At 71.7% G+C, this 25622-nt stretch carries 20 protein-coding genes; 10 read left to right on the top strand and 10 right to left on the bottom strand.

Annotation, left to right across the window (positions count from 1 at the left end; translation table 11 throughout):
- The 3 genes from ACGFRF_RS12185 to ACGFRF_RS12175 all read left to right on the top strand — a co-directional run.
- Window positions 1-1925 (top strand): D-alanyl-D-alanine carboxypeptidase (locus tag ACGFRF_RS12185; protein ID WP_393738828.1); only part of this gene is annotated, 1925 nt, incomplete at its 5' end.
- A 195-nt stretch (window positions 1926-2120) separates the two neighbouring features.
- A complete protein-coding gene (locus ACGFRF_RS12180; RefSeq protein WP_393738826.1) occupies window positions 2121-4016 on the top strand; it encodes an MFS transporter in 1896 nt (631 codons plus the stop codon).
- A gap of 316 nt (window positions 4017-4332) precedes the next feature.
- Entirely contained in the window at window positions 4333-5904 is a 1572-nt protein-coding gene (locus tag ACGFRF_RS12175; RefSeq protein WP_393738824.1) for a sodium:solute symporter family protein, read from the top strand.
- Between the two features lie 84 nt (window positions 5905-5988).
- Here ACGFRF_RS12175 and ACGFRF_RS12170 read toward each other — a convergent pair whose 3' ends face one another.
- Both ACGFRF_RS12170 and ACGFRF_RS12165 read right to left on the bottom strand, forming a co-directional pair.
- Complete coding sequence (locus ACGFRF_RS12170) at window positions 5989-7104, bottom strand: ADP-ribosylglycohydrolase family protein (RefSeq protein WP_393738822.1); 1116 nt, start codon at window positions 7102-7104, stop codon at window positions 5989-5991.
- 93 nt (window positions 7105-7197) lie between these two features.
- Entirely contained in the window at window positions 7198-7962 is a 765-nt protein-coding gene (locus ACGFRF_RS12165; protein ID WP_393738820.1) for a TetR/AcrR family transcriptional regulator, read from the bottom strand.
- A 102-nt stretch (window positions 7963-8064) separates the two neighbouring features.
- On the opposite strand from ACGFRF_RS12165, the gene ACGFRF_RS12160 reads away from it, so the two are divergent.
- A complete protein-coding gene (locus ACGFRF_RS12160) occupies window positions 8065-9090 on the top strand; it encodes an alpha/beta fold hydrolase (RefSeq protein ID WP_393738818.1) in 1026 nt (341 codons plus the stop codon).
- Window positions 9091-9179: 89 nt separating this feature from the next.
- Window positions 9180-9692 (top strand): DUF2165 domain-containing protein, encoded by a 513-nt coding sequence (locus tag ACGFRF_RS12155; protein ID WP_393738816.1) that lies wholly within the window; start codon window positions 9180-9182, stop codon window positions 9690-9692.
- On the opposite strand, the gene ACGFRF_RS12150 is transcribed toward ACGFRF_RS12155, so the two are convergent.
- From ACGFRF_RS12150 to ACGFRF_RS12140, 3 genes are all read right to left on the bottom strand, one after another.
- A complete protein-coding gene (locus tag ACGFRF_RS12150) occupies window positions 9689-10252 on the bottom strand; it encodes a hypothetical protein (protein ID WP_393738814.1) in 564 nt (187 codons plus the stop codon). The two genes, ACGFRF_RS12155 and ACGFRF_RS12150, sit on opposite strands and share 4 nt — an antisense overlap.
- A gap of 59 nt (window positions 10253-10311) precedes the next feature.
- Window positions 10312-12897, bottom strand: coding sequence for a bifunctional FO biosynthesis protein CofGH (locus ACGFRF_RS12145; RefSeq protein ID WP_393738812.1), 2586 nt, complete (start codon window positions 12895-12897; stop codon window positions 10312-10314).
- A gap of 72 nt (window positions 12898-12969) precedes the next feature.
- Window positions 12970-13815 (bottom strand): LLM class F420-dependent oxidoreductase, encoded by an 846-nt coding sequence (locus tag ACGFRF_RS12140; RefSeq protein WP_393738810.1) that lies wholly within the window; start codon window positions 13813-13815, stop codon window positions 12970-12972.
- A 129-nt stretch (window positions 13816-13944) separates the two neighbouring features.
- Between ACGFRF_RS12140 and ACGFRF_RS12135 the strand changes: the two genes are divergently transcribed.
- On the top strand, window positions 13945-15333 hold the full coding sequence (locus ACGFRF_RS12135) for a CehA/McbA family metallohydrolase (protein WP_393738808.1): 1389 nt from the start codon (window positions 13945-13947) through the stop codon (window positions 15331-15333).
- 27 nt (window positions 15334-15360) lie between these two features.
- Here the strand turns inward: ACGFRF_RS12135 and ACGFRF_RS12130 are convergent, their stop codons facing one another.
- The 4 genes from ACGFRF_RS12130 to ACGFRF_RS12115 are packed head-to-tail and all read right to left on the bottom strand — an operon-like array spanning window position 15361 to window position 18389.
- Window positions 15361-15756 (bottom strand): hypothetical protein, encoded by a 396-nt coding sequence (locus tag ACGFRF_RS12130; RefSeq protein ID WP_393738806.1) that lies wholly within the window; start codon window positions 15754-15756, stop codon window positions 15361-15363.
- 23 nt (window positions 15757-15779) lie between these two features.
- Entirely contained in the window at window positions 15780-16349 is a 570-nt protein-coding gene (locus ACGFRF_RS12125; RefSeq protein ID WP_393738804.1) for a protease inhibitor I42 family protein, read from the bottom strand.
- A gap of 17 nt (window positions 16350-16366) precedes the next feature.
- Window positions 16367-17971, bottom strand: a complete 1605-nt coding sequence (locus tag ACGFRF_RS12120; RefSeq protein WP_393738802.1) for a peptidoglycan-binding protein — start codon at window positions 17969-17971, stop codon at window positions 16367-16369.
- 10 nt (window positions 17972-17981) lie between these two features.
- On the bottom strand, window positions 17982-18389 hold the full coding sequence (locus ACGFRF_RS12115; protein WP_393738801.1) for a hypothetical protein: 408 nt from the start codon (window positions 18387-18389) through the stop codon (window positions 17982-17984).
- Window positions 18390-18540: 151 nt separating this feature from the next.
- Between ACGFRF_RS12115 and ACGFRF_RS12110 the strand changes: the two genes are divergently transcribed.
- The 4 genes from ACGFRF_RS12110 (at window position 18541) to ACGFRF_RS12095 (ending at window position 23934) form a co-directional block, all read left to right on the top strand.
- Entirely contained in the window at window positions 18541-18936 is a 396-nt protein-coding gene (locus tag ACGFRF_RS12110; protein WP_393738800.1) for a nitroreductase family deazaflavin-dependent oxidoreductase, read from the top strand.
- Between the two features lie 260 nt (window positions 18937-19196).
- Entirely contained in the window at window positions 19197-22178 is a 2982-nt protein-coding gene (locus ACGFRF_RS12105) for a BTAD domain-containing putative transcriptional regulator (protein ID WP_393738798.1), read from the top strand.
- Window positions 22179-22384: 206 nt separating this feature from the next.
- Window positions 22385-22570, top strand: a complete 186-nt coding sequence (locus ACGFRF_RS12100; RefSeq protein WP_393738797.1) for a sigma-like protein — start codon at window positions 22385-22387, stop codon at window positions 22568-22570.
- Window positions 22571-23211: 641 nt separating this feature from the next.
- Window positions 23212-23934: an endonuclease domain-containing protein gene (locus ACGFRF_RS12095; protein WP_393738795.1), complete on the top strand. Its 723-nt coding sequence runs from the start codon at window positions 23212-23214 to the stop codon at window positions 23932-23934.
- Window positions 23935-24963: 1029 nt separating this feature from the next.
- On the opposite strand, the gene ACGFRF_RS12090 is transcribed toward ACGFRF_RS12095, so the two are convergent.
- Entirely contained in the window at window positions 24964-25548 is a 585-nt protein-coding gene (locus tag ACGFRF_RS12090) for a hypothetical protein (RefSeq protein ID WP_393738793.1), read from the bottom strand.
- Window positions 25549-25622: the final 74 nt, after the last annotated feature.

The following is a 25622-nucleotide window of genomic DNA, read 5'->3' as shown; positions in this document are numbered from 1 at the left end:
AGGCCGACTCGGGGGCGAAGCCCAAGTCGGACGCGAAGGATGCCGCGGGCACGAAGGCTGACCCCGACGCGGGCGCGAAGGCTGACCCCGACGCGAAGGCCGATGCCGGCGCCAACGCTGACGCCGACGCGAAGGCTGACGTCGACATGAAGCCGGGGTCGGGCTCGGAGGCCGAGGTGGATGCCGAGGCCGGCGCGGACGAGGGCGGCGTTCAGGGGGACGCCGGCGAAGCCGAGGCCGAGGGAGCCGGTGGCGGGTCGGAGGCCGCCGACGGCGAGGGCGCCCCGCAGGGGGCACCCGCCGCCGACGACGAGAGCCGCGCGGGTGGTGCCGGTGGGAACACGGACGCCGAAGGCGAAGCCGAGGCGGCACCGGCGACGAAGCCGGAGGCAACCGCGCACGTCGACCAGCCGACCACCGTCTTCAAGGCCGTACGCCCGAAGAAGCCCGAGGTCGACCAGCCGACGACCATGCTCAAGCTGGACGGCACCCCGAAGCCCCCGAAGGCCCCCGAGTCCGACAGCGAACGCACCAGCACATTCGTCGCGCTGAAGAACGACCTGCGACCGGCCGTGAGGCCCCAGCCCGACGCCACCACCCCCGTCCCCCAGGTCGGCCCCGAGCGCACCACCCAGCAGCCCCTCCCGCCCAAGCCCCCGCTGGACCTGCTGGCGGAGCTGACGAACACGCCGCCGCCCCCGGTGACCCCGGTCCGCACCCTCATGCGCCGGGTCAAGATCTGGACCCCCCTGGTCCTGCTCCTGGCGATCGTCTTCGCGGTCGTCCAGGCCCTCCGCCCGCTGCCGTCCCCCACCCTCGCGCTCACCGCCGAGGACAGCTACACGTTCGACGGCGGCAAGCTGCGGCTGCCGTGGCCGGGCGAGGGCCAGGGCTGGGTGGACGTGGACGGCGTCGGCACGATGGGCCGCTTCGGCAAGCAGACGCCCGTGGCCATCGGCTCGGTCGCCAAGACCATGACCGCGTACATCATCCTCAGGGAGCACCCGCTGAAGCCGGGGCAGGAGGGCCCGAAGATCAAGGTCGACCCGACGGCGGAGAAGGAGGGCGGCTACGACAAGGGCGGCGAGTCCACGCTCAACACCGTCAAGGCCGGTGACCACCTCACCGAGAAGCAGGCCCTGTCGGCCGTCATGATCCCTTCCGCCAACAACATCGCGCGGCTGCTCGCGCGCTGGGACGCGGGCTCGGAGGCGGCGTTCGTCAAGAAGATGAACGCCACCGCCAAGGAACTGGGGATGACCGGCACGACGTACACCGATCCCTCGGGCCTGAAGGAGACGACCGTCTCCACGGCCGAGGACCAGGTGAAGCTCGGCCGCGCGGTCGTCAAGGTCCCGGCCCTGGTCGCCATCACCAGCGCGGCCAGCTGGACGGACCCCTCCGGGCAGAACTGGCCCAACTTCAACGCGCTGCCGTACCGCATCGGCGCGATCGGCATCAAGACCGGCACCACCACCGCGGCGGGCGGCAACCTGCTCTTCGCCTCCCGCAAGCAGGTCGGCGGGCAGACGGTCACGATCGTCGGCGCGATCCTCGGCCAGCACAAGACGCCGATCCTCGGCACGGCGAACGCGGTCAGCGAGACCGCGCTGCTCGCCGCCCAGTCCGCGCTGACCTCGTCGAAGATCCTGAAGAAGGGCGACGTGGTCGGCTACGTGGACGACCGGCTCGGCGGCCGGACCCCGGTCGTGCTCACCAAGGACGTCTCCGCCGTCGGCTGGTCCGGTCTGAAGGTGAAGCTGTCCTTCGCCTCCGACCCGGTGCCGCACACCGCGAAGGCCGGTACCAAGGTGGGCACGCTCACCGTGGGTGACGGTTCGCCCGGTGCGGTGAAGGTTCCGGTGGCCCTGCGGGAGGATCTGGCCGAGCCCGGTTTCGGTGCCAAGCTGACCCGGCTGGGCTGATCCCACCGCCTCGTCCCGCCCGCGCACCCCGTCGACGGAGCCCCACCCGGGAGCCCCGTGGCGGGGTGCGTGCTAGCGTCACGAAACGGGGCAGCTCGCCGGTCACGGGACACGGCCGGGAACTGGACGAGAAGCGGCCGGTAACACCGAGGGACGCGGCCGAGAACAGAAGACGGGACACGGGGAGTGCCTGAGGTGGCCACAGCGGAGCCGACACGCGCCGACGACGCCGATCCGGGCCCGGGATCCGGCCCGCGAATACGCCTGTCCACGACGGACACGGACGTCAAGGACAGTACGCACGGTCAGCACGACGACCGTGGCGACCGTGACGCGGCACACCGCACCGGCGGACTCGCGCGTCTTCTCGCCGCCCTGGAACCCCTTAGGCAGCGGTTCCTGCTGCACCCCGTGCTGTCCTTCACCGCGCTCTCGGGCGTGCTGCACATCATCTGGTTCTTCACGTTCGCGAACAGTGGTGGCGATCTCGCGGCGCAGGACGCCTGGGCGGAGTTCGTCGGCCGGCACCCCGACTCGGCGTACAACCTCGCCTGGTACGGGGGCATGCACCCGGTGTCGTACAGCGTGGTGTCGCCGTATCTGATGTCGGTCCTCGGCGTCCGTACGACGATGATGATCGCCGGGACGGTGTCGGCGGGCCTGCTGACGCTGGTCCTGATCCGCAGCCGGGCGGTGAAGAACCCGCTGTGGGCCTCGCTCGCCGGTGTCCTCGCGTTCCTGGCCAACGCGATCTCCGGGCGGGTGACGTTCGGGCTCGGCACGATGTTCGCGCTCGGCGCGGTCGCGGCCGTCTTCTGCTGGCCGTACCGGTGGCGGCACAAACGCTGGGCGAAGGCCCTGGTCGCCGCTCCGCTGGCCGCGCTCGCCACGATGGCGTCGCCGGTCGCCGGGCTGTTCGTGGGCCTGGTCGCGGCCGCGCTGTTCCTGCAGAAGCGGCGGCCGGGCGCCTGGGCGCTGGGCCTCGCGCCGTCGGCCGTGGTCGCCGTGTCGGCCTGGCTGTTCCCGTTCTCAGGCACCCAGCCGATGGGGTTCGGCTCGGTGGTACTGCCGCTGCTGTACGGCCTGCTGTGCCTGTTCCTGGTGCCCAAGGAGTGGGTGACCGTCCGGCTGACGGCCGCCGTCTACAGCGTCGGGGTCGTCCTGGTGTGGCTGATCAGCTCGCAGATCGGGTCGAACATCTCGCGGCTGCCGATGCTGTTCGCGGGTGCGACGCTGATCGCGGCGCTGCCGTACACGGTGCCGAAGTCGCGCAAGTGGTATCTGACCGTGCTGGCGTTCCTCGGCTTCGTCGGCTGGATCGGCTTCAAGTCGGTGGACGACATCATGCACACCACCCCGGCCGCGTCCTGGGCCCGGGAGCTCGCCCCGCTGGTCAACGAGCTGCAGAAGGTCGGCGCCGAGAAGGGCCGCGTCGAGGTGGTCCCGGCGCGCTCGCACCGGGAGGCCTCCGCGCTCGCGCCGTACGTCAACCTGGCGCGCGGCTGGAACCGGCAGGCCGACATGGAGCGCAACCCGCTCTTCTACGACGACACGCTCAACTCGGCGAACTACCACGAGTGGCTCCAGCGCTGGGCCGTGCACTACGTGGTGCTGCCCAAGGACAACCTGGACGGGGACGGCGGCCAGCGTGAGCGGCAGCTGCTGCAGCGCGGGATGCCGTATCTGACGCAGGTCTGGGGCGACGCGAACTGGCAGCTGTTCAAGGTGACCGATCCGGCGCCGCTCGCCGAGCCCAACGCTGTGGTGGACCGTGCCGAGCAGGGCGAGATGACCCTCGAGGTGAGCAAGGCCGGGCGGATCCTGATCCGGATCCCGTACTCGCCGTGGCTGAGCGTGGTCGACGAGCACGGCAAGAGCCTGAAGGCTCCGCAGGAGACCGAGGCCTCGAAGCACCGGGCTGCCGGGACGCCGAAGTCGTACGACAACGTCAACGGGTGTCTGATGGAGACCTCGGAGGACGCGAACGGGGACAAGTGGACGGTGTTGCTCGCGCCGAGGGCCGGGACGTACCGGCTGGCCGCGCCGTACCAGTTGCCGCGCGGTACTCCGTGCCCCGACGAGCTGAAGTGAGCTCTCCCACCCGCTCGCCCTAGACGGTCAGCCACGGCTCGGTCACGTACGTGTCCGTGCCCCGGAACGTGGCGGCGTTTCTCGCCTCGGAGGGGGCGCGGGCGACAGCAGTCCACAGCGGCGCACGCCCGGGTGACGTGCGCAAAGTCCTGACCCGAGGCCTTGAAGCCGCTTGCGACCGTTCATTCATGTGAACACAGGTCACTACGACGAACAATTTTACCCGCTCTTGACTTACCGCTTCCTTGCCCTGTGTCCATGTTCGAAACCAGAGTTCACATGCCTGACCTTGGCTGCGAACCCTGGAAGGGGACACATGAACGGTCTCGACTGGGCCGTGCTCATCGGCTACTTCGGTGTGATGGTCGCGATCGGCGTCTGGTCGCACAAGCGCGTGGACAATGTCTCCGACTTCTTCACGGCCGGGGGCAAGATGCCCTGGTGGCTCTCCGGCATCTCGCACCACATGTCGGGCTACAGCGCGGTGATGTTCACGGGGTACGCGGGAATCGCCTACACCTACGGCGTCACCTCCTTCATCACCTGGTCCTTCCCCATCGCGCTCGGCATCGCCATCGGCTCGAAGCTGTTCGCGCCGCGCATCAACCGACTGCGCTCCCGGCTCCATGTGGCCTCCCCGCTGGAGTACCTGAAGAACCGCTACAACCTCCACACCCAGCAGGCGCTCGCCTGGTCCGGCATGCTGCTGAAGATCGTGGACGTGGGCGCCAAGTGGGCGGCGATCGCCACCCTGTTGTCGGTGTTCACCGGCGTCTCGCTGAACCAGGGCATCCTCATCACCGGCGCGATCACCGCCGTCTACTGCACGATCGGCGGTCTGTGGGCGGACGCGCTGACCGAACTCGGCCAGTTCGTCATCCAGTTGCTGGCCGGCATCTCGATGTTCGTCGCGGTCGTGGTGAAGCTCAGCGACAAGAACATCGGCTTCTTCGGCGCCTGGGACGAGCCCGCGCTGCACGGCCACGGCAAGCCGCTGGTCGGCCCTTACGGCACGGTGTTCCTCCTCGCCTTCCTCTTCATCAAGCTCTTCGAGTACAACGGCGGCATGCTCAACCAGGCCCAGCGCTACATGGCGACGAGCAGCCCGTACCAGGCCGAGCGCTCGGCCCGGCTGTCGGCGGCCTTGTGGCTGGTCTGGCCGGTGGTCCTCTTCTTCCCGATGTGGATGTCACCGCTCCTGGTCCACGCGCAGAAGCCGGACGGCTCGGACTCCTACGCTCTGATGACCGAACAGCTGCTTCCGCACGGCCTGTTGGGCCTGGTCATCGTCGGCTTCTTCTCGCACACCATGGCCATGTGCTCCTCCGACGCCAACGCGATCGCGGCGGTGTTCACGCGTGACGTGGCGCCGGTGCTGTCGGCGCGGGCGCGGGCGTGGGGCGAGCGCTCGGGACTGATCGCGGCCCGGGTGACCACGGTCGTCTTCCTCGGCCTGTCGATGGCGGTCGCGACCCAGGTCAACTCCCCCGCGTTCAAGGACATCATCACGGTCGTCATCAAGTGGGTGGCCGGTCTGATGGGCCCGATCGCGATCCCGATGATGCTCGGCCTGCTCCGCCCGTTCCGCCGCTCCGGACCGACGGCGGCGCTCACCAGCTGGGCGGCGGGTCTGCTGGCCTTCTGGCTGGTCAACTACCCCATCAACTGGAACGTCGACGGTGGCGTCCCGCTCCAGTACCAGGTCTCGGTGCCGCTCGCGGTCTCCCTGGTCCTGTACATCCTCATCGGCTACCTGAGGCCGGAGGACACGCCGGAGCGGCTGGCCATCATCGAGCGCGTCAACACGGACGGGGAGGCAGGGGCGGCGGTCCCGGTACCGGCCGCGGCGGGCGACGACATCGTGGGGGCGCCCAACCAGGCCCTGTAATCCGCCAGTTGATCAACAACTTGAGCGTGCGGGCCTGAGAGCCGGGGCGGGGCGCCGCTGAGCCGCGTCCCGCCCCCGGTCGCGTCAGGCCCTCGGGTACCGGGCCAGCCACCCCGGGGACGAGCCCGCCGGTCCGTGCAACGCGGGGCCCTGGGTCATCTCCATCGCGAAGTCGTCGGCCAGTTCCAGCATCGTCGGGCGGCCCTCCAGTTCGGCCAGCCAGGCGGGCGGAAGGGCCGTCTCGCCGTGCAGGGCGCCGAGGAGGCCGCCGGTGAGGGCGCCCGCCGCGGCCGAGGGGCCGCTCTGGTTGACGGCCAGGCACAGCCCGTGCCGTACGTCCTCCCCCACCAGCGCGCAGTACACGGAGGCCGCCAGCAGACCGTCCGCCGTACCGTCACCCGCCAGCTCCTCCACCCGCGTCGGCGACGGCATTCCCTGCCGCACCGCGCCCAGGGCGTGCTGGAGGGCGTCGGAGACGGGCTGGTGGCCGGGGCGGGCGGCGAGCAGCGCGAGGGCCCGCTGCACGGCACCGTCCAGGCTCTCCCCGCGAGCCAGCGCGTGCACGATGACGGCGTACGCACCCGCCGACAGGTAGGCGAGGGGGTGACCGTGGGTCTGGGCGGCGCACTCCACCGCCAGCTGCACGACGAGCTGCGGCTCCCAGCCGACCAGCAGCCCGAAGGGCGCCGAGCGGGCGACGGCCTCCGGTCCCAGTTCCCCGGGGTTCTTCGGCTGCTCCAGCGTGCCCATGGTCTCGTCGCCGAGGCCGAGGAGCAGCGCGCGGGTCGGCTCGCGGCGTGCGTACAGCCACTCCTCGCGCGCCAGCCAGCCGTCGTCCTTGCGGCGTTCGTCCGGCCCCCAGTCCCGTTGGGTGGCCGCCCAGCGCAGATACGCCCGGTGCACATCGGTCGGCGGATGCCAGGCTCCGGTGTCGCGGCGCACCTGGGCACGTATCAGCCCGTCCACGGTGAACAGGGTCAGCTGGGTGTGGTGGGTGACCGTGCCCCGCCGCCCGTGCCCGAAGGCGAGGTCGAGCAGCCCCTCGGGGCCGTAGGCCGCCCGGATCTCCTCCAGGGACAGTGCGTCCGCCGGGCCGCCCAGCGCGTCGCCCACGGCGGAGCCGAGCAGGGCGCCGCGCACCCTGCTGCGGAAATCCTGCTGTTCGGCACGGCCCCAGACGGCGCCGGATGTCGCACCCACCAGACCTCCCACGGCACCGACCGTCCGTACGACGCTAGGCACTGTAATCGACCGCGAACGGTCCGTTCACTGGGGCAAACCAGCCCTGACGGGTCATTCCCGCCCAGTACTTCCGCGTCGCTCGTGACCGGCGACGAGCGCTTCGACTCCGTCCAGGATCCGGTCGAGCCCGAACTCGAGCGGATCGGTGCCGTCCGGCTCGAAGGCGCCCTCGGCGACGGCCTTGGTGAGGGCGGGGAAGCGGTCGGCGTGCCGGGCGAGCAGTTCACCGGCGAGCCGGTTCCACTCCTCCTCCCGCTCCTCCTCGTGGTCGCTGTGCTGCTGGGCGAGGTTGCGGACGAGTCCGATCAACAGCAGGAAGACCCGGTGGCGCCCGGCACCGCCGAGACCGGTGGGTTCCAGTGCGGCGAGGGCCGCGTCCAGCCAGCGCAGCTGACACGGACCCATGATCTGCCGGCGCATGGCGGTGGCGCCGAGCAGCCACGGGTGGGCGGCGTAGACCCGCGCGCACTGCCGCGTCCACTCCCGCACGGCCGCGCGCCAGTCGCCGTCCGGCACTCCGGACAGGTCCGGGCCCTCGGCCAGCACGGACTCCACCATCAGCTCGACGAGTTCGGTCTTGCCGGGGACGTACCGGTACAGCGCCATGGCGGAGACGCCGAAGCCGCCGGCGACCTTGTTCATGGACACGGCGTCCAGCCCCTCCGCGTCGGCCAGTTCGGCGGCGGCCGCGGCGATGCGCTGCGGGCTCAGCTTCGGCTTGGGCCCACGGGTGGGCTGCTCCTGCTCGCCCCACAGCAGCGCGAGGCTCGCCCGTGGATCACGGCTCCCGTCCTGCTCCTTGCCACGTCCTGCCATGGGGCCCCTCCACTCCGCTCCGGCGCAGCCCGTTGACTCCGCCCAACAACTGTATATACCGTAAACACAACTGATGACGGCATAAACAGTTTAGGGGGACCCATGCTGCTCACCTACCGGGCGCTCAAACGCCGCGCCCACGCCGAGAAGCTGCGCATCACCACCCCGCACGGCATCGACGAGTCCGGGTACGTCCGCATCGGCGGCATCGACCAGTGGATCTCGATCCGCGGCGAGGACCTGGCGAACCCCGTGATCCTGGAGATCCACGGCGGCCCCGGCGCCTCCAACCTCGTCTTCGCCCCGCGCACCCGTGCCTGGGAGCGGCACTTCACGATCGTCCGCTGGGACATGCGCGGCGCCGGCCGGACCTTTGCGGCGGGCGGCCCGGCGGGCCAGGGCGAGATGACCCTCGACCGCCTCCACGAGGACGCCCTGGAGGTGACGGCCCACCTCCGCAGCCGCCTCGGCGTCGCCCAGCTCCTCCTGGTCGCCAACAGCTTCGGCACGGTCACCGGCCTCCGCCTGGCCCGCGACCACCCCGAGCTGTACTCGGCTTACGTCGGCACGGACCAGAACATCATCGACGGCGGCCGGGACACCACCTCCTACGAGGCGCTGCTCGCCCGGCTGGAGAAGGCCGGCAAGAGGAAGGAGCGGGCGAAGGTGGCCGCGCTGGGGCCGGACCGTTCCGCGTGGTCGGCGCACGCGTGGTCGCAGTACGCGAAGACCGTGGTCACGACCGACCCGCTGACCTACGACACGATGAAGACGGTCGTCATCCGCTCCCTGTGGTTCTCCCCCCTGCACACCCTGCGCGACCTGCGCGCGTACCTGAAGGGCATGACCTTCTCCGAGCAGCTGGGCCCGCAGGCGACGACGATCGACGAACGGGCCGAGGGCACCGCCTTCCGCCTCCCCTTCTTCCTCTTCCAGGGCGACAGCGACGTCCTCACCCCGCCGGAACCGGCCCACCGCTTCTACGAGGACGTCACGGCCCCGGTGAAGGACTTCGCCCTCATCACCGGTGCGAGCCACTTCGCTTCGTTCCGCGAACCCGACCAGTTCCTGCAGTTGATGCTGACGAAGGTCCGGCCGGTGGTGACGGGGGATGCGGTGGGGCACTGAGACCGGGGGCCGGGGCGAGGCCGGCCGTACCGAGCATTCTGGCTCAATGCGCGTGGGAGGAGGCGGCGTTCGTCGGGGAGAATCCAGCCATGACCACCACCCCCACCCGCCACACCGGCCTCCGGCTCGCCGCCGGTGTGCTCACCGGCATACTCGCCCTGTACATAGCCCTGGTCGCCCTCGGGAACATCACCGACTTCGGGACGAACCAGCAGTTCGTACGGCACGTACTGGCGATGGACACGACGTTCGAGGACGACGACCTGATGTGGCGGGCCGTCACGAGCACCGGCCTGCAGGACACCGCCTACGTCCTGATCATCGTGTGGGAGACGGTGGCGGCGCTCGTACTGATCTGGGGGACCTGGCTCTGGGCGCGGCGGGACCACGACCACGACCGTGCCCGGCGGTGGTCCACCTACGGGCTGCTGATGCTGTTGCTGCTCTTCGGTGCCGGGTTCATCGCGATCGGCGGTGAGTGGTTCGCCATGTGGCAGTCGAAGACGTGGAACGGGCTGGACGCGGCCACCCGGGTGTTCCTGCTCAGCGGGGTCGCCCTGATCGTCAACCAGTTGCCGGGCGGCGAGCGGCGCGACGCCTAGTCGACCACCGCCACCTTGGTGCCCTGATCCCCGAAGGACCACAGTGCGGCTCCGTCCTCCTTGTGGAGGCGGATGCCGCCCAGCTTCTTGCCGTTCGCGGGCGGCGGCGAGGTGCCGTCGAGGGCGTTGGAGAAGGCTATGTCCACGCCCTGCACCACGGTGAAGTACATGATGTGCTCGATCTCGACGCCGTCCGAACCCTTGAAGGACTGGCGCCGCAGGGTGATCGAGTAGCTGCCCGGCTGCGGACTCACCGTGCCCGGCCAGGCCGTGAACGTGCGGGTCGGCCTGCCGGTCGCGTCGACCAGCCAGACCCGCTTCGCACCGATCGAGTAGACGATCCGGCGGCCCGTCCCGGACTCCTCCGGCAGCACGGGGGCCGCCGGCGGCTTCGGTGTCGCCGACGCGTGCGCGCCCGCCGACGCCGAGGCGCTGGGCCTGGCGGTCGCGGCCGTGGGTTGCGACCCGTGGTCCGCCTGGACGGCGAGGGCGATCACGGCGGCGGTCGCTCCCGCTGTCAGACCGGTGACCCAGGCCCACGAGGGCAGTCGGGCAGCCACGGGTACGCATCTCCTCCGCTACGGGGCCCCGGACGGGATCGGGGGTCGGATCATCGTACTCAGTCCAGGACCGGTAGCAGATCCGGCAGGTGCCCGTCGGACGCCGCGGCCGCCCGCTGCCGCTCCTCGGGGACCTCGCCGTAGAGCGTGGTGCGCGGCCGCGCCGGGCGGCCGGCCGCTTCGGCCACCGCGACCAGGTCACGGATCGACTTGTACGAGCCGTAGGAGGAGCCCGCCATACGGGAGATCGTCTCCTCCATCAGCGTTCCACCGAGGTCGTTCGCGCCGGAGCGAAGCATCTCCGCCGCCCCCTCCGTGCCCAGTTTGACCCAGCTCGTCTGGATGTTCGGGATCCAGGGGTGCAGCAGGAGCCGGGCCATCGCCGTGACCGCGCGGTTGTCCCTCGTCGTCGGGCCCGGGCGGGCGATCCCCGCCAGGTACACCGGCGCGTTCGTGTGGATGAACGGGAGCGTGACGAACTCCGTGAAGCCGCCCGTCTCGCGCTGGATCCCGGCGAGCGTGCGCAGGTGGCCGAGCCAGTGGCGGGGCTGGTCCACATGGCCGTACATCATCGTCGAGGAGGAGCGGATGCCCAGCTCGTGGGCCGTCCTGATCACCTCGATCCAGGTGGCCGTGGGCAGCTTGCCCTTGGTCAGCACCCAGCGGACCTCGTCGTCCAGGATCTCCGCCGCCGTACCGGGGACGGAGTCCAGGCCGGCTTCCTTCGCCGCGGTCAGCCATTCGCGGATCGACAGGCCGGTCCTGGTCGCGCCGTTCACCACCTCCATCGGTGAGAAGGCGTGGACGTGCATGCCGGGGACGCGCTTCTTGACCGCCTTCGCGATGTCGAAGTACGCCGTGCCCGGCAGGTCGGGGTGGATGCCGCCCTGCATGCAGACCTCGACCGCGCCCACGTCCCAGGCCTGCTGGGCGCGGTCCGCCACCTGCTCAAGCGAGAGGGTGTAGGCGTCGGCGTCCGTGCGGCGCTGGGCGAAGGCGCAGAAGCGGCAGCCGGTGTAGCAGACGTTGGTGAAGTTGATGTTGCGGGTGACGATGTAGGTGACGTCCTCGCCGACGGCCGACCTGCGCACGTCGTCGGCGACCGCGCACAGGGCGTCCAGCGCCGGGCCGTCCGCGTGCAGGAGGGCCAGGGCCTCGGCGTCCGACAGCTTCGTCGGATCGTCGGCCGCGGTGCGCAGGGCCTGCCGTACGTCCGTGTCGATGCGCTCCGGCGCCATGCCGGGGGCGGCCGCCTCGCGCAGGGCCTCCCAGTCGCCGTACACCTCGTCGAAGTCGTCGCGGCGGTCGGCGGTGCGGCCCTCGGTGTCGATGGTGCGGTGCAGGTCCGTACGGCCCGTCGGCACGAAGGCCTCATCCGGCTCCTGCCACGGCAGGCCCACCGGGAGCGCCTCGGCGCGGGCCAGGCCCGTCTCCGGGTCGGCCAGCGCGCTGACGTGCGGACGCAGCCGGGGGTCCAGCCAGGGCTCGCCGCGACGGACGAACTCCGGGTAGACGCAGAGGCGTTCGCGCAGTGCGAAGCCCGCTGCCGCCGACTTCGCCGCCAGCTCCTCGATCTGCGGCCAGGGACGCTCGGGGTTGACGTGGTCGATGGTCAGCGGCGAGACCCCGCCCCAGTCGTCGATGCCGGCGCCGATCAGCCGCTCGTACTCGCTGTCGACCAGGTTGGGCGGCGCCTGCAGGCACGCCGCGGGGCCCATGATGTGCCGGGCCACGGCCACCGTGGCGACCAGGTCGTCCAGTTCGGCGTCCGGCATGCCGCGCATCGCCGTGTCCGGCTTGGCGCGGAAGTTCTGGATGATCAGTTCCTGGATGCCGTGGTAGGCGCGGGAGACCTTGCGGAGGGCGAAGAGGGACTCCGCGCGCTCCTCGTACGTCTCGCCGATGCCGATGAGCAGGCCGGAGGTGAAGGGCACGGAGGAGCGGCCCGCGTCCTCCAACACCCGCAGGCGCACGGCGGGTTCCTTGTCCGGGGAGCCGTGGTGCGGGCCGCCGGGCTCGGACCAGAGCCGGGTCGCGGTCGTCTCCAGCATCATGCCCATGGACGGGGCGACGGGCTTCAGCCGCTGGAAGTCCGTCCAGGACATGACGCCCGGGTTGAGGTGGGGCAGCAGGCCCGTCTCCTCCAGGATGCGGATGGAGACGGCGCGGACGTAGGCGATGGTGTCGTCGTAGCCGTGCGCGTCCAGCCACTCCCGCGCCTCCGGCCAACGGTCCTCGGGCTTGTCACCGAGGGTGATCAGCGCTTCCTTGCAGCCGAGGGCGGCGCCCTTGCGGGCGATGTCGAGCACCTCGTCCGGGGACATGAACATCCCGTGCCCCGCCCGGCGCAGCTTGCCGGGGACGGTGACGAACGTGCAGTAGTGGCACTTGTCCCGGCACAGCCGGGTGAGCGGGATGAACACGCTCTTCGAGTAGGTGATGACGCCGGGCCTGCCGGCCGCCTCCAGGCCCGCGTCCCGCACCCGGGCGGCGGACGCGGCGAGGTCGGTGAGAGCCTCACCGCGGGCCTGGAGCAGCACCGCCGCCTCGCCGACGTCGAGGGCGACGCCGTCCCGGGCACGTTTGAGGGCGCGACGCATGGAGTTGTCGGTCGGCCCGGTTCCGGTGGTCGCGGAAGTCGTCATTCCTTGAGCATACGTTCGGGATCCACCGGTTCAGCGAGGTCGGGGGCCCCGAGGGGCGCGCCGGTCCTCCGGCTACAGGAACACCGCGTAAGCGTCCAGCACCCGCAGCACCTCCGCCTCCCGGGCCGGCGGCAGCTGGAGGACGACCTCCTCGATGCCCAGCTCGGCGTAGTGGGCGAGCTTGCCCGGGGTGGGCCGGACCGCGTACGGGACCACCTGGAGACCGGCGGGGTCACGGCCCGCGTCCGCCCACACCGAGCGCAGCACGGGGAGCGACTCGGTCAGGCCCCGGCCGCCGATCGGCAGCCAGCCGTCGGCGTACTCGGCGATGTGCGCGAACAGCTTGGGCCCGGCGGTCCCGCCGACCAGCGTGCGGGGGCCGACCACCGGCCCGCGCGGCTTCCGCACCGGCTTCGGGTACGCGTGGCTGGCCCGCACGCTCCCGAACTCCCCCGCGTAGGCGGCCGGTTCCCCGGACCACAGCGCCTGCATGAGCCGCACCCGGTCCCGGACCAGCTCCCGCCGGGTGCGCCACTCCACCCCGTGGTCGTCGGCCTCCTCCACGTTCCAGCCGAAGCCGAGGCCGAAGGTGAAGCGCCCGCCGGACAGGTGGTCGAGGGTGGCGATCTGCTTGGCGAGGGCGATCGGGTCGTGCTGGGCCGGCAGGGTGATCCCGGTGCCGAGGCCGAGGCGCTCGGTGACGGCCGCGGCCTGGCCGAGCGCGACGAAGGGGTCGAGGGTACGGCCGTACTCGCGCGGCAGGTCACCGCCGGCCGGGTACGGGGTGGCCCGCTCGACGGGGATGTGGGTGTGCTCGGGCAGGTAGAGGCCGGCGTAGCCGCGCTGCTCGAGTTCGCGGGCGAGGCGGGTGGGGGTGACTGTCTCGTCGGTGAGGAAGATCGTGACGGCGAGGCGCATGGGGCATCTGTACCGGGTGCGGCGCGAACTGTCCATACCGACTGGTCGGTGGCATGCGGTTCGTGCGGAGGCTCGTCCCTGGCCGGCCGCGCAGTTCCCCAGCCGCTGAGGGGCGCCTACCGTGGAGGTGTGACGACGTTGCGCGGCACCCTCCCACCGGGCTCACCGGACTATGTGTACCTGCCCTTCGAAGTGCCGCCCGGCACCACCGGGTTGACAGTCGCCTACACCTACGACAGGCCGTCCGTCCCGCCCGGCACCCCCGGCAACGCGCTGGACGTCGGACTCTTCGACGAGCGGGGGATCGAACTGGGCGGGCGGGGGTTCCGGGGCTGGTCGGGGGGTGCCCGGGCGGAGTTCTTCGTGCGGGCGGACGAGGCGACGCCCGGCTACCTCCCCGGACCGCTGCACCCCGGCACCTGGCACATCGCCCTCGGCCCCTACACGGTGGCGCCGCAGGGGCTGTCGTACGAGGTGACGGTCACCCTGACCGAGGGGCAGGCCGGGAAGACACCGGTGCCGGTGTATCCGCCCGCGCGCGCCACCGGCCGGGGCCGGGACTGGTACCGGGGCGACTGCCATCTGCACTCCTGGCACTCCGACGGCCGCCGCACCCCGGCCGAGATCGCCGCGCTCGCACGCGCCGCCGGACTCGACTTCATCAACAGCTCCGACCACAACACCACGTCCTCGCACGCCCATTGGGCCGACGCGGCGGGCGAGGACCTGCTGGTGCTGCTCGGCGAGGAGGTCACCACCAGGAACGGTCACGTACTGGCCCTCGGGATCGAGCCGGGCACCTTCGTCGACTGGCGGTACCGGGCCCGGGACCACCGCTGGGCCCACTTCGCCCGGGAGATCCGCCGCGCCGGCGGTCTGGTCGTACCGGCCCATCCGCACGCCGGCTGCGTCGGCTGCGCCTGGAAGTTCGGGTTCGCCGAGGCGGACGCGGTCGAGGTGTGGAACGGCCTGTGGACGCCCGACGACGAAGTGACCCTGGCCGCCTGGGACGGACTGCTCGTCGCCTCGGTACGCGAGGACAGGGCGTGGCTTGCGGCGATGGGCGACAGCGACGCCCATCGCGCCCCGGACGTGGTCGGCCATCCCCAGACGGTCGTCCTGGCCGACGATCTGACCCGGGAGGCGATCCTGGACGGCCTCCGGGCCGGCCGCTCCTACGTGGCCGAGTCGAGCACCGTCTCCCTGGCCTTCACCGTGACCGCCGACGGCGGTGAACAGGCGGGCATCGGCGAACGGTTGGCGGTCCCCGCCGACACTCCGCTGACCGTCCGCCTGGGGGTCTCGGGCGCCCCGCGCTGCTCGGTCCGCTTCGTCACCGACCAGGGCGTGGCGTTCACCGGCGATCCGCTGCCGGTGTCGGGCGCGGGCACGGTGGAGTGGCGTACGACGGCGGCCCGCGCGGCGTACGTGCGCGCCGAGCTGCGGCACGAGACGGCGGCCGGGCCGGTGCCGGGGGCGATGGCGGCCTTCACCAACCCGGTGTTCCTGGGCCGGTGAGGTGGTCGGTCGTACCGGGCGGGCTGCCTAGGAAGTCTCTTCGCGGGTGGCGCGGCGCAGGGCGATGATCTCGGCCACGGCGTCCAGCCAGCGGGCCGCCCAGGTCTCGGCCTCCGGTGTGGCGGCGGTCTGGGCGGCGCCGCTCAGCCAGTCGCGCAGCACGGCCGCCGGCTCCGGGGAGGGCAGCGGCTCGGGCAGCTGGGCGGCGTACGCCAGCCCGCCGGCCCGGACGATCTCGGCGACGAACACCAGCGAGCGCGGCAGCACCCCGAGCCGGTCGAGGGTGACCGCGGCCGCGACGGCACCGTCACCGAACAGGGCGGTGCGGAACGAGTCCTGGGTCAGGCCGTAGCGGAGCAGCAGGGTGACGTCGGTGGCGGCCAGGACCTCGTCGTCGGTGCGGCTGTCGGGGGCAGGGGGCATGAGGGCCTCGATTCCGGTCCGGGTCAGCGGACGGTGATCGTGAAGACGTAGAAGGCGGCGTGCGCGTCGGGGGTGCCGGTCGCGGTGGGGTACGGGGACGGGGACGCCGTGCCGTCGGGGGTGGGGGACAGGGTGGAGCGGTCGCCGGGGCCGGGGCCGGTGCACGTGTACAGGGGGCAGTACAGCAGCCGCACGGTGGCCTTGCCCTTCGCCAGGGCGGTGAAGTCGAAGGACTGGGTGCCGCCGGTGCTGCCGTCGGCGTCGCTGCCGTCGTTGTTCTTCCGCTTGCCCCGGTACTCCAGCACGGCCGTGTCCGGCTTCGGGTCGGTGAGGTACCAGTCCTGGCCCAGCGTCGGGGCGGCGGGGACGGTGAGGGAGAACCGCTTGCCCGGCTCGACGGTGATGTCCCGGCTCCCGGTGCCGTACTCGGCGCCGGCGGTCCCACCGGGAGTGGCGGTCCCACGGGACGTGGCCGTCCCACCGGACGTGGCGGTCACGCCGGGTGTACCGGTCCCGCTCTCCGCGCCGCAGCCGGTGAGGGCGAGCAGGCAGGCGAGGGCGGCCGGGCCGAGGAGCGGTGCCCGTGAGGTCATGGTCGGTCGCATTGTTCTCAGTCCTGGGGCAGGTGCACGGCGTACGCGCCGGGCAGTCCGTTGTTGCTGGCCTTCGCCATGCCGCCGTTGACGAAGTCGTCCTCGCTGACCCATGTGGTCTGGCCCCACGGGTTGTAGATCTGCAGCTTGTCGCCCTCCTGGCCGACGATCATCATGGCGTGGCCGGACCGCTCGCCCTTGTCGTCGTAGCCCTCGACGCCGATGGGCACCGGTCTGCCCTCCGCGACCGCCTTCTCGATGTCCGGCAGGACGTTGCGCCGCGCGTCCGCGTCCCGGACCTCGCGCAGCTCGTACGAGCTTCCGGTCTCCGGGCTGATCTCCTTGTTGACGACCTCGGTCTTTCCCTCCAGACCCATGCCGTTCCAGTTGGCGCCGCCGCCGCCCTCCTGGTGCACCCGGTGCTGTTCGTCCACCAGGCGCCGCCGGAAGGCGGCCGGGTCGTTCTCCTGCCCGCTGGGTCCGCCGGTGAGCGAGAGGGCGTAGACGGGGTCGACCATGGCGCGGGCGGTGACCGTGGACGAGGCGACACAGGTGCCCTCGCTGCCGTCGCCGCCCTGGGCCCACTGCTGGGAGCGGAAGCTCTGCAGGTCGGTGTTGACGTTGGCGCCGCTGCCGGGATCCGTCCCCTCGTCCTCGAGGCTGTCCCCCCGGGTGACGATCGGCGTCAGGTGCTGCTGCAGCCAGGCCGGGTCCTTGCCGTGGATCTTCCCGCCGAACGTCTCGATGTCGTGGACGTCGTGGCCCGCGGCGAGGGCCTTCATGAGGTACGCCTTCTCCTGCGGGGACGACGCATCCGCCAGGAGCCGCTCCATCCGGGCCCGGTCGGCCGGCGAGAGCTTCTCCATGGCCCGGCCCGAGCGCTCCAGGTCGTTGGCGGTGAGGATCTCGTTGTAGTCGGCCGCGCCGGCCGCCCCGCTGGTGTCGGCGAGCATCAGCCGGTCGACCGCGGACAGGTCGTCCGTGTGCATCTTCCCGGCGCGCGCCTCGGCCGCCCACTTGTTCAGGTCCCGGGCCGCGGCACGGACGGCGTCGTCCGCGGCGACGGCGGCCTTGTGCATCAGGTCGACCCCGGCGGCGGCGACGGTCCGGGCCGCCGCGAGGTCCGCCTTCTCCTCGTCGGTCTCCACCATGCGGTCGAAGAAGCCGTCCTCGCCGCCGAGCCGCTGCTTCGCCTGCTCCATCTTGGCGCGGCCGTCGGCATCCTGCCGCTGCGCGTGCCCGAGCGCGTCGGCCAGCGTGAGCAGCGCCTTCGCGCCGCCCTGGAACGCCTCGGCCATCTTCGTCGCGGCCCGGGCGGCGGCGCCCACCGCATCGGAGGCGAGGACGCTGGTGTCGCCGACCCAGACCTCCGGCAGTCCCTTGCGGGCCACCTTGTTCACGCGGTCGTGCAGATCTCCGGCCTTGTCGACCTGGCCGCGGTAGCGCTTGCTCAGCGATTCGAGCGTCGCCGTGTCACCGTCCGGCGCGGACACGAAGAGCGCGCCGTCGATCTGGTCCAGCAGATCGTTCTTGCTCCCGGCCTTGGGAATGCTCTCGCACAGGCCGGCCAGCCAGGAGCGGCGCGCGGCGGGGGAGTTCAGCGGACCGAGGAATCCCGTCATCGGCCCGTCCTCAGTAGGTCGACAGGGCCGACGGGCGGTCGGCGTACGCCGGCATCGTGGAGACGCCGTTCTCGGCGGGCGTCGGCATCGTGGTGAGGCCGTTCCCACCGACGGACACGGACGCGGCCCGGGTCCCGACGGCGTGGTCGCTGCCGCCGTACGCGCCCTTGGCGAGGCGGACCTTGCCCGCCAGTTCGTGCAGCGCCGACTGCAGCGTGGTCGCGTCCGCCTCCCAGGCCGAGGCGAAGGCGTTGAACGCCGCCGCCGACTCCGAGCCGCCCAGCGCGTCCTGCGTGTAGCACCGGGCGGGGCAGATCGCCTCGCGGATGTGTCCCGCGTCGTCGCCCGCGCCGTCCAGTTCCTTCGCCGGCCCGGACATGCCGGACCTGACCGTGTAGCCGTCCGAAGACGCCCCCATCGCGCTCCCCCGTTGCGTCGGATCATGACCGCGGGGGAGGCTAACACGAGGCAGTCGTACGCACGTTTCCGTCACACACGCCCCGCACGGGCCCGACACAGCCTCCACGCGGGGCGCCGTCCGTGCCCGGCGGGAGCAGGGAGTCAGAGACATGTCAGACCGGGCCGACCGCAAGCACCGCATCGTGACCCGCTTCCAGCGGCACCTGGCCAATCCGCTCAACCGGCGCCTGCCCTTCCAGACCCTCCTCGAGACCACCGGCCGCACCTCCGGTGAGCCCCGGCGGACACCGGTGGGCGGGCGCCGGGTCGGGGACTCGTTCTGGCTCGTCTCGGAGTTCGGCCACCGGTCGCAGTACGTGCGCAACATCCAGGCCGACCCCAGGGTCCGCGTCCGTATCGCCGGCCGCTGGCACCACGGCACCGCCCACCTCCTCCCCGACGACGACGCCGTGGCCCGGCTGCGCGCCCTGCCCCGCTTCAACAGCGCGGCGGTACGGGCGTTCGGCACGGACCTGCTGACGGTACGGGTGGACCTGACGGACTGAGCCGGGGCCGCCGCACCAGGCGTACCGGGGCGCCGATGCTCAGCCCGGCCAACACGAGGCGAGTGCTCCACAACGCGTACGGAAGCCCCTCTTTGACGAACCGTCATCTACGGTGTGACCGGCACCGGATGCGAAGAGGGTGTGAGGACCTTGTGCACCGACGCACGCCGCCCTGTGATCGGCGTCTCCCACGGCTGACGCAACCGCCCCGAACAAGGCAAACTGACGGGGTTGTTCGTGATGCCGAGGGGGACGAACCCATGGACGGTGTGCCGCGAGTGCCTGAGCAGCGGCGTTCCGGCTCCGTGACCATGGCCGGGACCGGCGCCGACGCTGAGTCGGAGGCGCTGCGCTTCAGCGTGCTCGGTCCGGTGCGGGCCTGGCGCGGCCAGGTCGCGCTGAACACGGGATCCCCCCAGCAGCGCGCCCTGCTGGCCGCCCTGCTGCTGCGGGAGGGCCGTACGGCCACGGCGGCGGAACTGATCGACGCGCTGTGGGGCGCCGAGCCGCCGTCCCAGGCGCTGGCGGCGCTGCGCACCTACGCCTCCCGGCTCCGCAAGATCCTCGACCCCGGCGTCCTGGTGAGCGAGTCCGGCGGCTACGCGGTGCGTTCACCGGGCGAGAGCGCCCTGGACCTGGCGGTCGCCCAGGAACTGTCGGCCGAGGCGGAGAAGGCGCGCGCGGCCGGGGACCTGTGCCACGCCCGTGAGGTCCTGAACCGCGCCCTGGCCCTGTGGGACGGCGAACCCCTGGCCGGCGTACCCGGCCCGTACGCCGAGGCACAGCGGGCCAGGCTGGAGGAGTGGCGCCTGGGCCTGCTGGAATCCCGCCTGGACATGGACCTGGACCAGGGCTGCCACGCGGAGGCCGTCTCCGAACTGACGGCCCTGACAGCGGCACACCCCCTGCGTGAACGCCTCCGCGAGCTGCTGATGCTCGCCCTGTACCGCAGCGGCCGCCAGGCCGAGGCACTCGCCGTCTACGCCGACACGCGCCGCCTGCTGGCCGAGGAACTGGGCGTGGACCCGCGGCCGGGCCTGCGGGAGTTGCAGCAGCGCATCCTCCAGGCCGACCCGGCGCTCGCCGAGCCCTCCGCTCCCGCGGCCGAACCGGCCGCGGCCCCCGTCCGCCCGGCCCAGCTACCCGCCTCCGTCCCCGACTTCACCGGCCGCGCCACCGTCGTGAGCGAGCTGAGCGAGGTGCTGTCCTCGGCGTCCGAGGCCGAGGGCCGGGTGATGGCGGTCTCGGCGCTGGCCGGCATCGGCGGCGTCGGCAAGACGACCCTGGCGGTCCACGTGGCCCACCGGGCACGGCCCGCCTTCCCCGACGGCCAGCTCTACGTGGACCTGCAGGGCGCGGGCCCCCGCCCGGCGGAACCGGAGACGGTGCTGGGTTCGTTCCTGCGGGCGCTGGGCACACCGGACACGGCGATCCCCGACTCCCTGGAGGAACGCTCGGCGCTGTACCGCTCGGTCCTGGACGGCCGCCGGGTCCTGGTCCTGCTGGACAACGCGAAGGACGCGGCCCAGGTACGGCCCCTGCTCCCCGGCACGGAGGGCTGCGCCGCCCTGGTGACCTCCCGCGTCCGGATGCTGGACCTCGCCGGGGCCCACCTGGTCGACCTGGACGTGCTGTCCCCCGACGAGGCCCTCTCCCTCTTCACGAAGATCGTGGGCGAGGAGCGGGTGGCGGCGGAACGCGAGGCCGCCCTGGACGTGGTCGCCGCCTGCGGCTTCCTCCCCCTGGCGATCCGCATCGCCGCCTCCCGCCTGGCGGCCCGCCGCACCTGGACGGTGTCGGTGCTGGCGGCGAAGCTGGCGGACGAGCGGCGCCGCCTGGACGAACTGCAGGCCGGGGATCTGGCGGTCAAGGCGACCTTCGAGCTGGGCTACGGCCAGCTGGAACCGGCCCAGGCGAGGGCCTTCCGCCTCCTGGGCCTGGCGGACGGCCCGGACATCTCCTTGGCAGCCGCGGCAGCGGTCCTGGACCTGCCCGCGGAGGACACGGAGGACCTGCTGGAGTCCCTGGTGGACACGTCGCTGCTGGAATCGGCGGCACCTGGGCGCTACCGGTTCCACGACCTGGTCCGGCTGTACGCACGGTCCTGCGCGGAGAGGGACGAGTGGCCGCCCAGCGAGCGGGAGGCGGCCATGTCCCGGTTGCTGGACTTCTATCTGGCTACGGCGGCGCGGGTCTATGCGACCGAGCGGCCGGGGGACCGGACCGTGGAGCATCTTGAGGTCACTGAGCAGGCCGGTCAGACGTTCAGTGACGACGGGAAGGCATTGGATTGGCTGCACACCGAGGCTGCCTGCATACTCGCCTGTGTGCAACAGTCCCTCGCACAGGAGAATCTCCGACGAGGAGTTGACCTTCTACTGGCTGCGAAGGACCTGGCGGAATCTGGTGCCAGCTCACTCGTCTACGAAACAGCCACCCGGGCGGTCCGAAACGCCGCTGACGCTCTGGGTGATGCCCTCGCAGCCGGGCGGGCCCGTGTCACACTCACCCAAGTCCTCATCAAATCCGGTCAGTTCGACGAAGCAGCAGTCCAAGCCGCACAGGCCATCGAACTGGGCAGGACAGCAGGCGACCCGTGGACGTGCGCGAACGCGCCGAACGAGCTGGGCATCATCGCCATCTGCAGAAATGACCACGCGGCCGGTGAAGCACATCTCCTCAAAGCCATCCACGCCTTCCGCGAGGACGACAACAGGCCGGGTGAGGCCAGCGCCCTTTGCAACCTCTCTCGCGTACTCGTCTCCATGGGCCGCGCATCAGCAGGCATCGAACTCGTCCAGCAGGGCATCGCCATCTACGACGAGTTGGGGCTGACGGTAAGGCTCGCGAACGCGAGATACGCCTTGGGTATCGCCCTGAGCCATACGGGTCGCGACGCCGAGGCGTTGGAGCAACTCACCGAAGCACTACGCATCTTCGTCGACAACCGACAGCGCCTCTGGGAAGGCACTACCCACTTTCGCATCGCCCAGGTTCACCTCTCCGCACGCAGGGCAACCCAGGCGGCCCTGCACGCAGAGCAGGCGCTCAGTACCGGGTGTATCGGCGGGGACTGGATGCGCGCCAATGTGCTGACGCTCCTGGGCAAATCCCTCGATGCCCTTGGGCAGGTGGACCGTGCTCGCGCCTGTTGGCGCGAGGCGCTCAACATCCACGAGGCCTCGGAAGCGGACGAGGCCAGGGAAGTACACCGCCTGCTCCATCCCGTCGCGGCAGCCTGACCTGGCGGCCGAAGGCGTTCATCGAACGTTTATGACGCCCTGCCATCCTCATCGCATCGACCCGTCGCGTCGGGGGGCAGACGGATCGGAACGGGCCTCACAGATAAGGTGAACGGCCCCAGAACGCTCGCTCGGCGGCACACGGGGGAGTTGCCGGGCGAGCGTTCCCATCTCAGTTGCACGAACCCCCAGGGGAGGTCCCAGCCATGAGCGAAGCCAAGACCACCGAAGAGGACATCACGACGCTGGACAGCCACGCGCCTGCTCCGCCCATCGCGGACAAGCCGGCCACCACGGACGACAGTCACGCACCTACGCCGGGCGAGGAATCCGTCACCACGCTCGACAGCCACGCACCGGTGCCGCCCGCGCTGGACCTCGACGGCAAGTAACGACCTACATCCCGACGGGGATCGGCCGCGGCGGCGCGGGAGGGGAGCCGCCGCGGCCGAGGTGTGTTCGGCACAAGATCCAAGCCGTTCTCGGCGGGAACTGTTCGAGCCGATCGAACAACTCCAGCCTCAGGAGCTCGGTGCCGCCGAGGAACAGAGTCACGGTGGCCACAACCTTGGACAACAGCCAGGCCACAGTCGTCACCCCGCAGGACAGCCACATGGCGTGACACGGCAGCACGTCTCCGAGGGGCCGGGCGAAAGCTCGGCCCCTCGTCGTGTCCCACCATCGAGGTCACCGTGGAAGTCGCCCACGGACTCCCCGGCGCCGTCCCTGTCCGCGCACCTTCCTCGACTTCTGAAGGACTGGCCCTGGCCCGTTGTCCACAGGGCAAGCGGCAGTTCACGGATTCTGCGATCTTGCGCTTGTGGAGCGAACGGACTTGAGGGCGCTGGCGGACAGAGGCGTCCTCCTCACCTCACGCGCCGTAGAGGCCGGCTGGCCCAGGCGCAGCCTGACGCGCGCGCTGCGGGCGGAGGGTTGGACGCAACTCCGCCACGGCGCCTGGGCCGAGCCGGGGCGCGACCCGGACCTGCTCACTCACCTCCGAGCCGTCCAGCTTCGCGTACCCCGGTTCGTCGTGAGCCACGGTTCAGCGGCTGCCCTCTGGCGGATCGAGCTGCTCGGCGGTAACCGCGAGGCACCGCTGGACTTCATCGACCCTCACCTCAGCATCCACCGCCTCGGCAGCGGCGTGCGCGTGCACCGGATGCCGCTCGGCAGAAGTGACGTGGCGGAAAGGCAGGGGCTACGGCTCACCATCCCCACCCGCACGCTCGCCGACCTCCTCCGACGCGGCCCCAGGGACGAGGCGGTCGTCGCCGTGGACTCGGCCCTGACGTACCGCAGGGTCGGACGGGTCCGACGCGCGCCACTGGTCCGGAGGGACGAGATCGCCGCCGCGCTGGAGACGGCCTCGCACGGCTCGGCCCAGGCCCGGAACTGGCTGAGGCTGACCGATCCGCTCGCCGGCTCCCCCGCCGAGACCGTGGCCCGACTGCGCATGTACGACGCCGGTCTGCGCCCCGAGAGCCAAGCCGAGCTACGCACCCCGGACGGCAGTCGCCGCATCGTCGACTTCCTCTTCCGGGCGGCAGGGCTGGGGGTGGAGATCGAAGGGTACGCCTACCACGGCACCCGTGAAGCCCACCGCAGGGACATCGCCCGCTACAACCAGCTCCTCCGCTGCCCCGAGATCCGCGGCCTCCTCCGCTTCACCGCCGAGGACGTTTTCCGGCGGCCTGCCTACATGGTCGCGGAGATCCGGGCCACGCTGGCTTCTCTCACCGGCGATTCCACGTGACCGCTTGGCCGCTCGCTTCTCGGCCAGTGTCGTGCTTCCGCGGCCCGCCTCAAGGGCGCTGCGCGTCGCCTTCGGCGATGGGCCTCCGCCCACCCTTGACCCGACCCGCTCCAGCCCGGGCAAGAAGCGAGCGAGCGGCCCGGAAAGGCGGTGGCCCAGACCGGCACCGGGCCCTCGGGGGGGCCGGCAGCATGCCGTCAGCGGGGACGCGGTCTCACCTCGCAGGCACGCCGGGTCGGACAAGCGGCTTGCGGCCGGTGGGGGTGCGCGGTCTCGCCTCGCAGGCACGCCGGGTGGGTCGGCGGCTCCCGGCCCAGTGGGGCGGGCGCGGTCTCACCTCGCAGGCACGCCGGGTCGGACAAGCGGCTTGCGGCCGTCCCGGAGAGTCCCCGGGAGCCTCGTCCCTGCCCCTTTCGACGGTGACTGGCGGATTTGGGCCAAGAGGCGGGGCAGGTCTGGAGGCGGGCCGGCCGGTGGGGTGGCTCAAATCCGCCAGTAGCCGTCCCCGTGTGATCTGTGGGACTGATGGGGCGCTACTGCGTGACACCCCATGCCCCCGCCCGCCAGCCGCTCGCCGCCGATCCCACCCGGCGTGCACGCGAGGCGAGACTGCGCACCACCCCACCGACCGCAAGCCGCTTGGCCCACCCCACCGGGCCGCAAGCCGCTTCGCTCACCCGGCGTGCAGGCGAGGCGAGACCGCGCCCCCGCTGACGGCGCGTTGCAGGCCCACTCGAGGGCCCGGTGCCGGTCGGGGCCACCGCCTTTCCGGGCCGTCCGCTCGCTTCTCACCCGTGCTGGAGTGAGGCGAGTCAAGGGTGGCCCGGAGGGCCATCGCCGAAGGCGACGCGGAACGCGCCCTTTACTCGGCTCGCGGAAGCACGACACTGGCGGAGAAGCGGGCGGCCCCACGGCAACTTATCGGCGCCGGGCAGGTCATTCCCTCCCCCTCGGCTCCCCCTTCAGTACCTCTCCGCTCGCGTTGCGCGCAGCGCCCGTACGGACTTCACCGAGGGAGTACCGGGTGCGTCAGGGTCTGGCCTCGGCCTTCGGGTTGCTCTCGCAGTGGTCGACCTTCAGCAGGAGGCGTTCGCCGACCGTCACGTGGGTGGTCGCCCGGCCCTTCGCGGGCACCGTGACCGTGTAGGAGGCGTTGTCGAGGATCTGGGTGCCCTCGTCGTCGTAGAAGGTGACCCGGGCCTGGAACTCGGCCTCGCGGTTGTTCGGGTTCGTGATCTCGACCGTCGCATACGGCTTCTTCTCGGTCGCACAGCTGATCAGCCTCGCCGTCCCGTCCTTGAGCGGCTTGCCGCTGCCGCCGGACGGGGTGGAGGTGGCCCGGTGGGTCGGGCGCCGGTTGTAGTGGCTCCCGCCGGTACCGCCGCTCGTGCTCGTGCCGCCGCTGCCGTAGATGTCGTCGCCGTACGAACCGCCGCCCGAGGTGGACGAGGACGACGTGTCGTGGTCCTGGTGGGAGCTGCTGCACCCGCCCCCACCGCCCCCGCCACGGTGGCTGCCGTGGTGCCGGCCGGTCGAGAAACCGGTGAGGCCGAGGACCACGAAGGCCAGTACGGCCGTGAACCTGAGCGTGCGCGTCCGTGCATGCATGGGCATGCCATCACTGTAGCCACCGGTCACCCCCCTGGCGGGTGCCCGGCGCCGGAGGTAGCGTCGGCCCTGGGACGGCC

The sequence above is a fragment of the Streptomyces sp. NPDC048521 genome (genome assembly GCF_043199855.1).
Lineage (GTDB): Bacteria > Actinomycetota > Actinomycetes > Streptomycetales > Streptomycetaceae > Streptomyces.
Note: the sequence above shows the minus strand (reverse complement) of the source record. Positions and strands in the feature narration are given on the sequence as shown.

Excerpts from the sequence above, each read along its gene's own strand:
- ACGFRF_RS12175 (WP_393738824.1), top strand. The coding sequence starts at position 4,333 with ATGAACGGTCTCGACTGGGCCGTGCTCATCGGCTACTTCGGTGTGATG.
- ACGFRF_RS12165 (WP_393738820.1), bottom strand. The coding sequence starts at position 7,962 with ATGGCAGGACGTGGCAAGGAGCAGGACGGGAGCCGTGATCCACGGGCG.
- ACGFRF_RS12160 (WP_393738818.1), top strand. The coding sequence starts at position 8,065 with ATGCTGCTCACCTACCGGGCGCTCAAACGCCGCGCCCACGCCGAGAAG.
- ACGFRF_RS12155 (WP_393738816.1), top strand. The coding sequence starts at position 9,180 with ATGACCACCACCCCCACCCGCCACACCGGCCTCCGGCTCGCCGCCGGT.
- ACGFRF_RS12145 (WP_393738812.1), bottom strand. The coding sequence starts at position 12,897 with ATGACGACTTCCGCGACCACCGGAACCGGGCCGACCGACAACTCCATG.
- ACGFRF_RS12140 (WP_393738810.1), bottom strand. The coding sequence starts at position 13,815 with ATGCGCCTCGCCGTCACGATCTTCCTCACCGACGAGACAGTCACCCCC.
- ACGFRF_RS12130 (WP_393738806.1), bottom strand. The coding sequence starts at position 15,756 with ATGCCCCCTGCCCCCGACAGCCGCACCGACGACGAGGTCCTGGCCGCC.
- ACGFRF_RS12125 (WP_393738804.1), bottom strand. The coding sequence starts at position 16,349 with ATGACCTCACGGGCACCGCTCCTCGGCCCGGCCGCCCTCGCCTGCCTG.
- ACGFRF_RS12120 (WP_393738802.1), bottom strand. The coding sequence starts at position 17,971 with ATGACGGGATTCCTCGGTCCGCTGAACTCCCCCGCCGCGCGCCGCTCC.
- ACGFRF_RS12115 (WP_393738801.1), bottom strand. The coding sequence starts at position 18,389 with ATGGGGGCGTCTTCGGACGGCTACACGGTCAGGTCCGGCATGTCCGGG.
- ACGFRF_RS12110 (WP_393738800.1), top strand. The coding sequence starts at position 18,541 with ATGTCAGACCGGGCCGACCGCAAGCACCGCATCGTGACCCGCTTCCAG.
- ACGFRF_RS12105 (WP_393738798.1), top strand. The coding sequence starts at position 19,197 with ATGGACGGTGTGCCGCGAGTGCCTGAGCAGCGGCGTTCCGGCTCCGTG.
- ACGFRF_RS12100 (WP_393738797.1), top strand. The coding sequence starts at position 22,385 with ATGAGCGAAGCCAAGACCACCGAAGAGGACATCACGACGCTGGACAGC.
- ACGFRF_RS12090 (WP_393738793.1), bottom strand. The coding sequence starts at position 25,548 with ATGCCCATGCATGCACGGACGCGCACGCTCAGGTTCACGGCCGTACTG.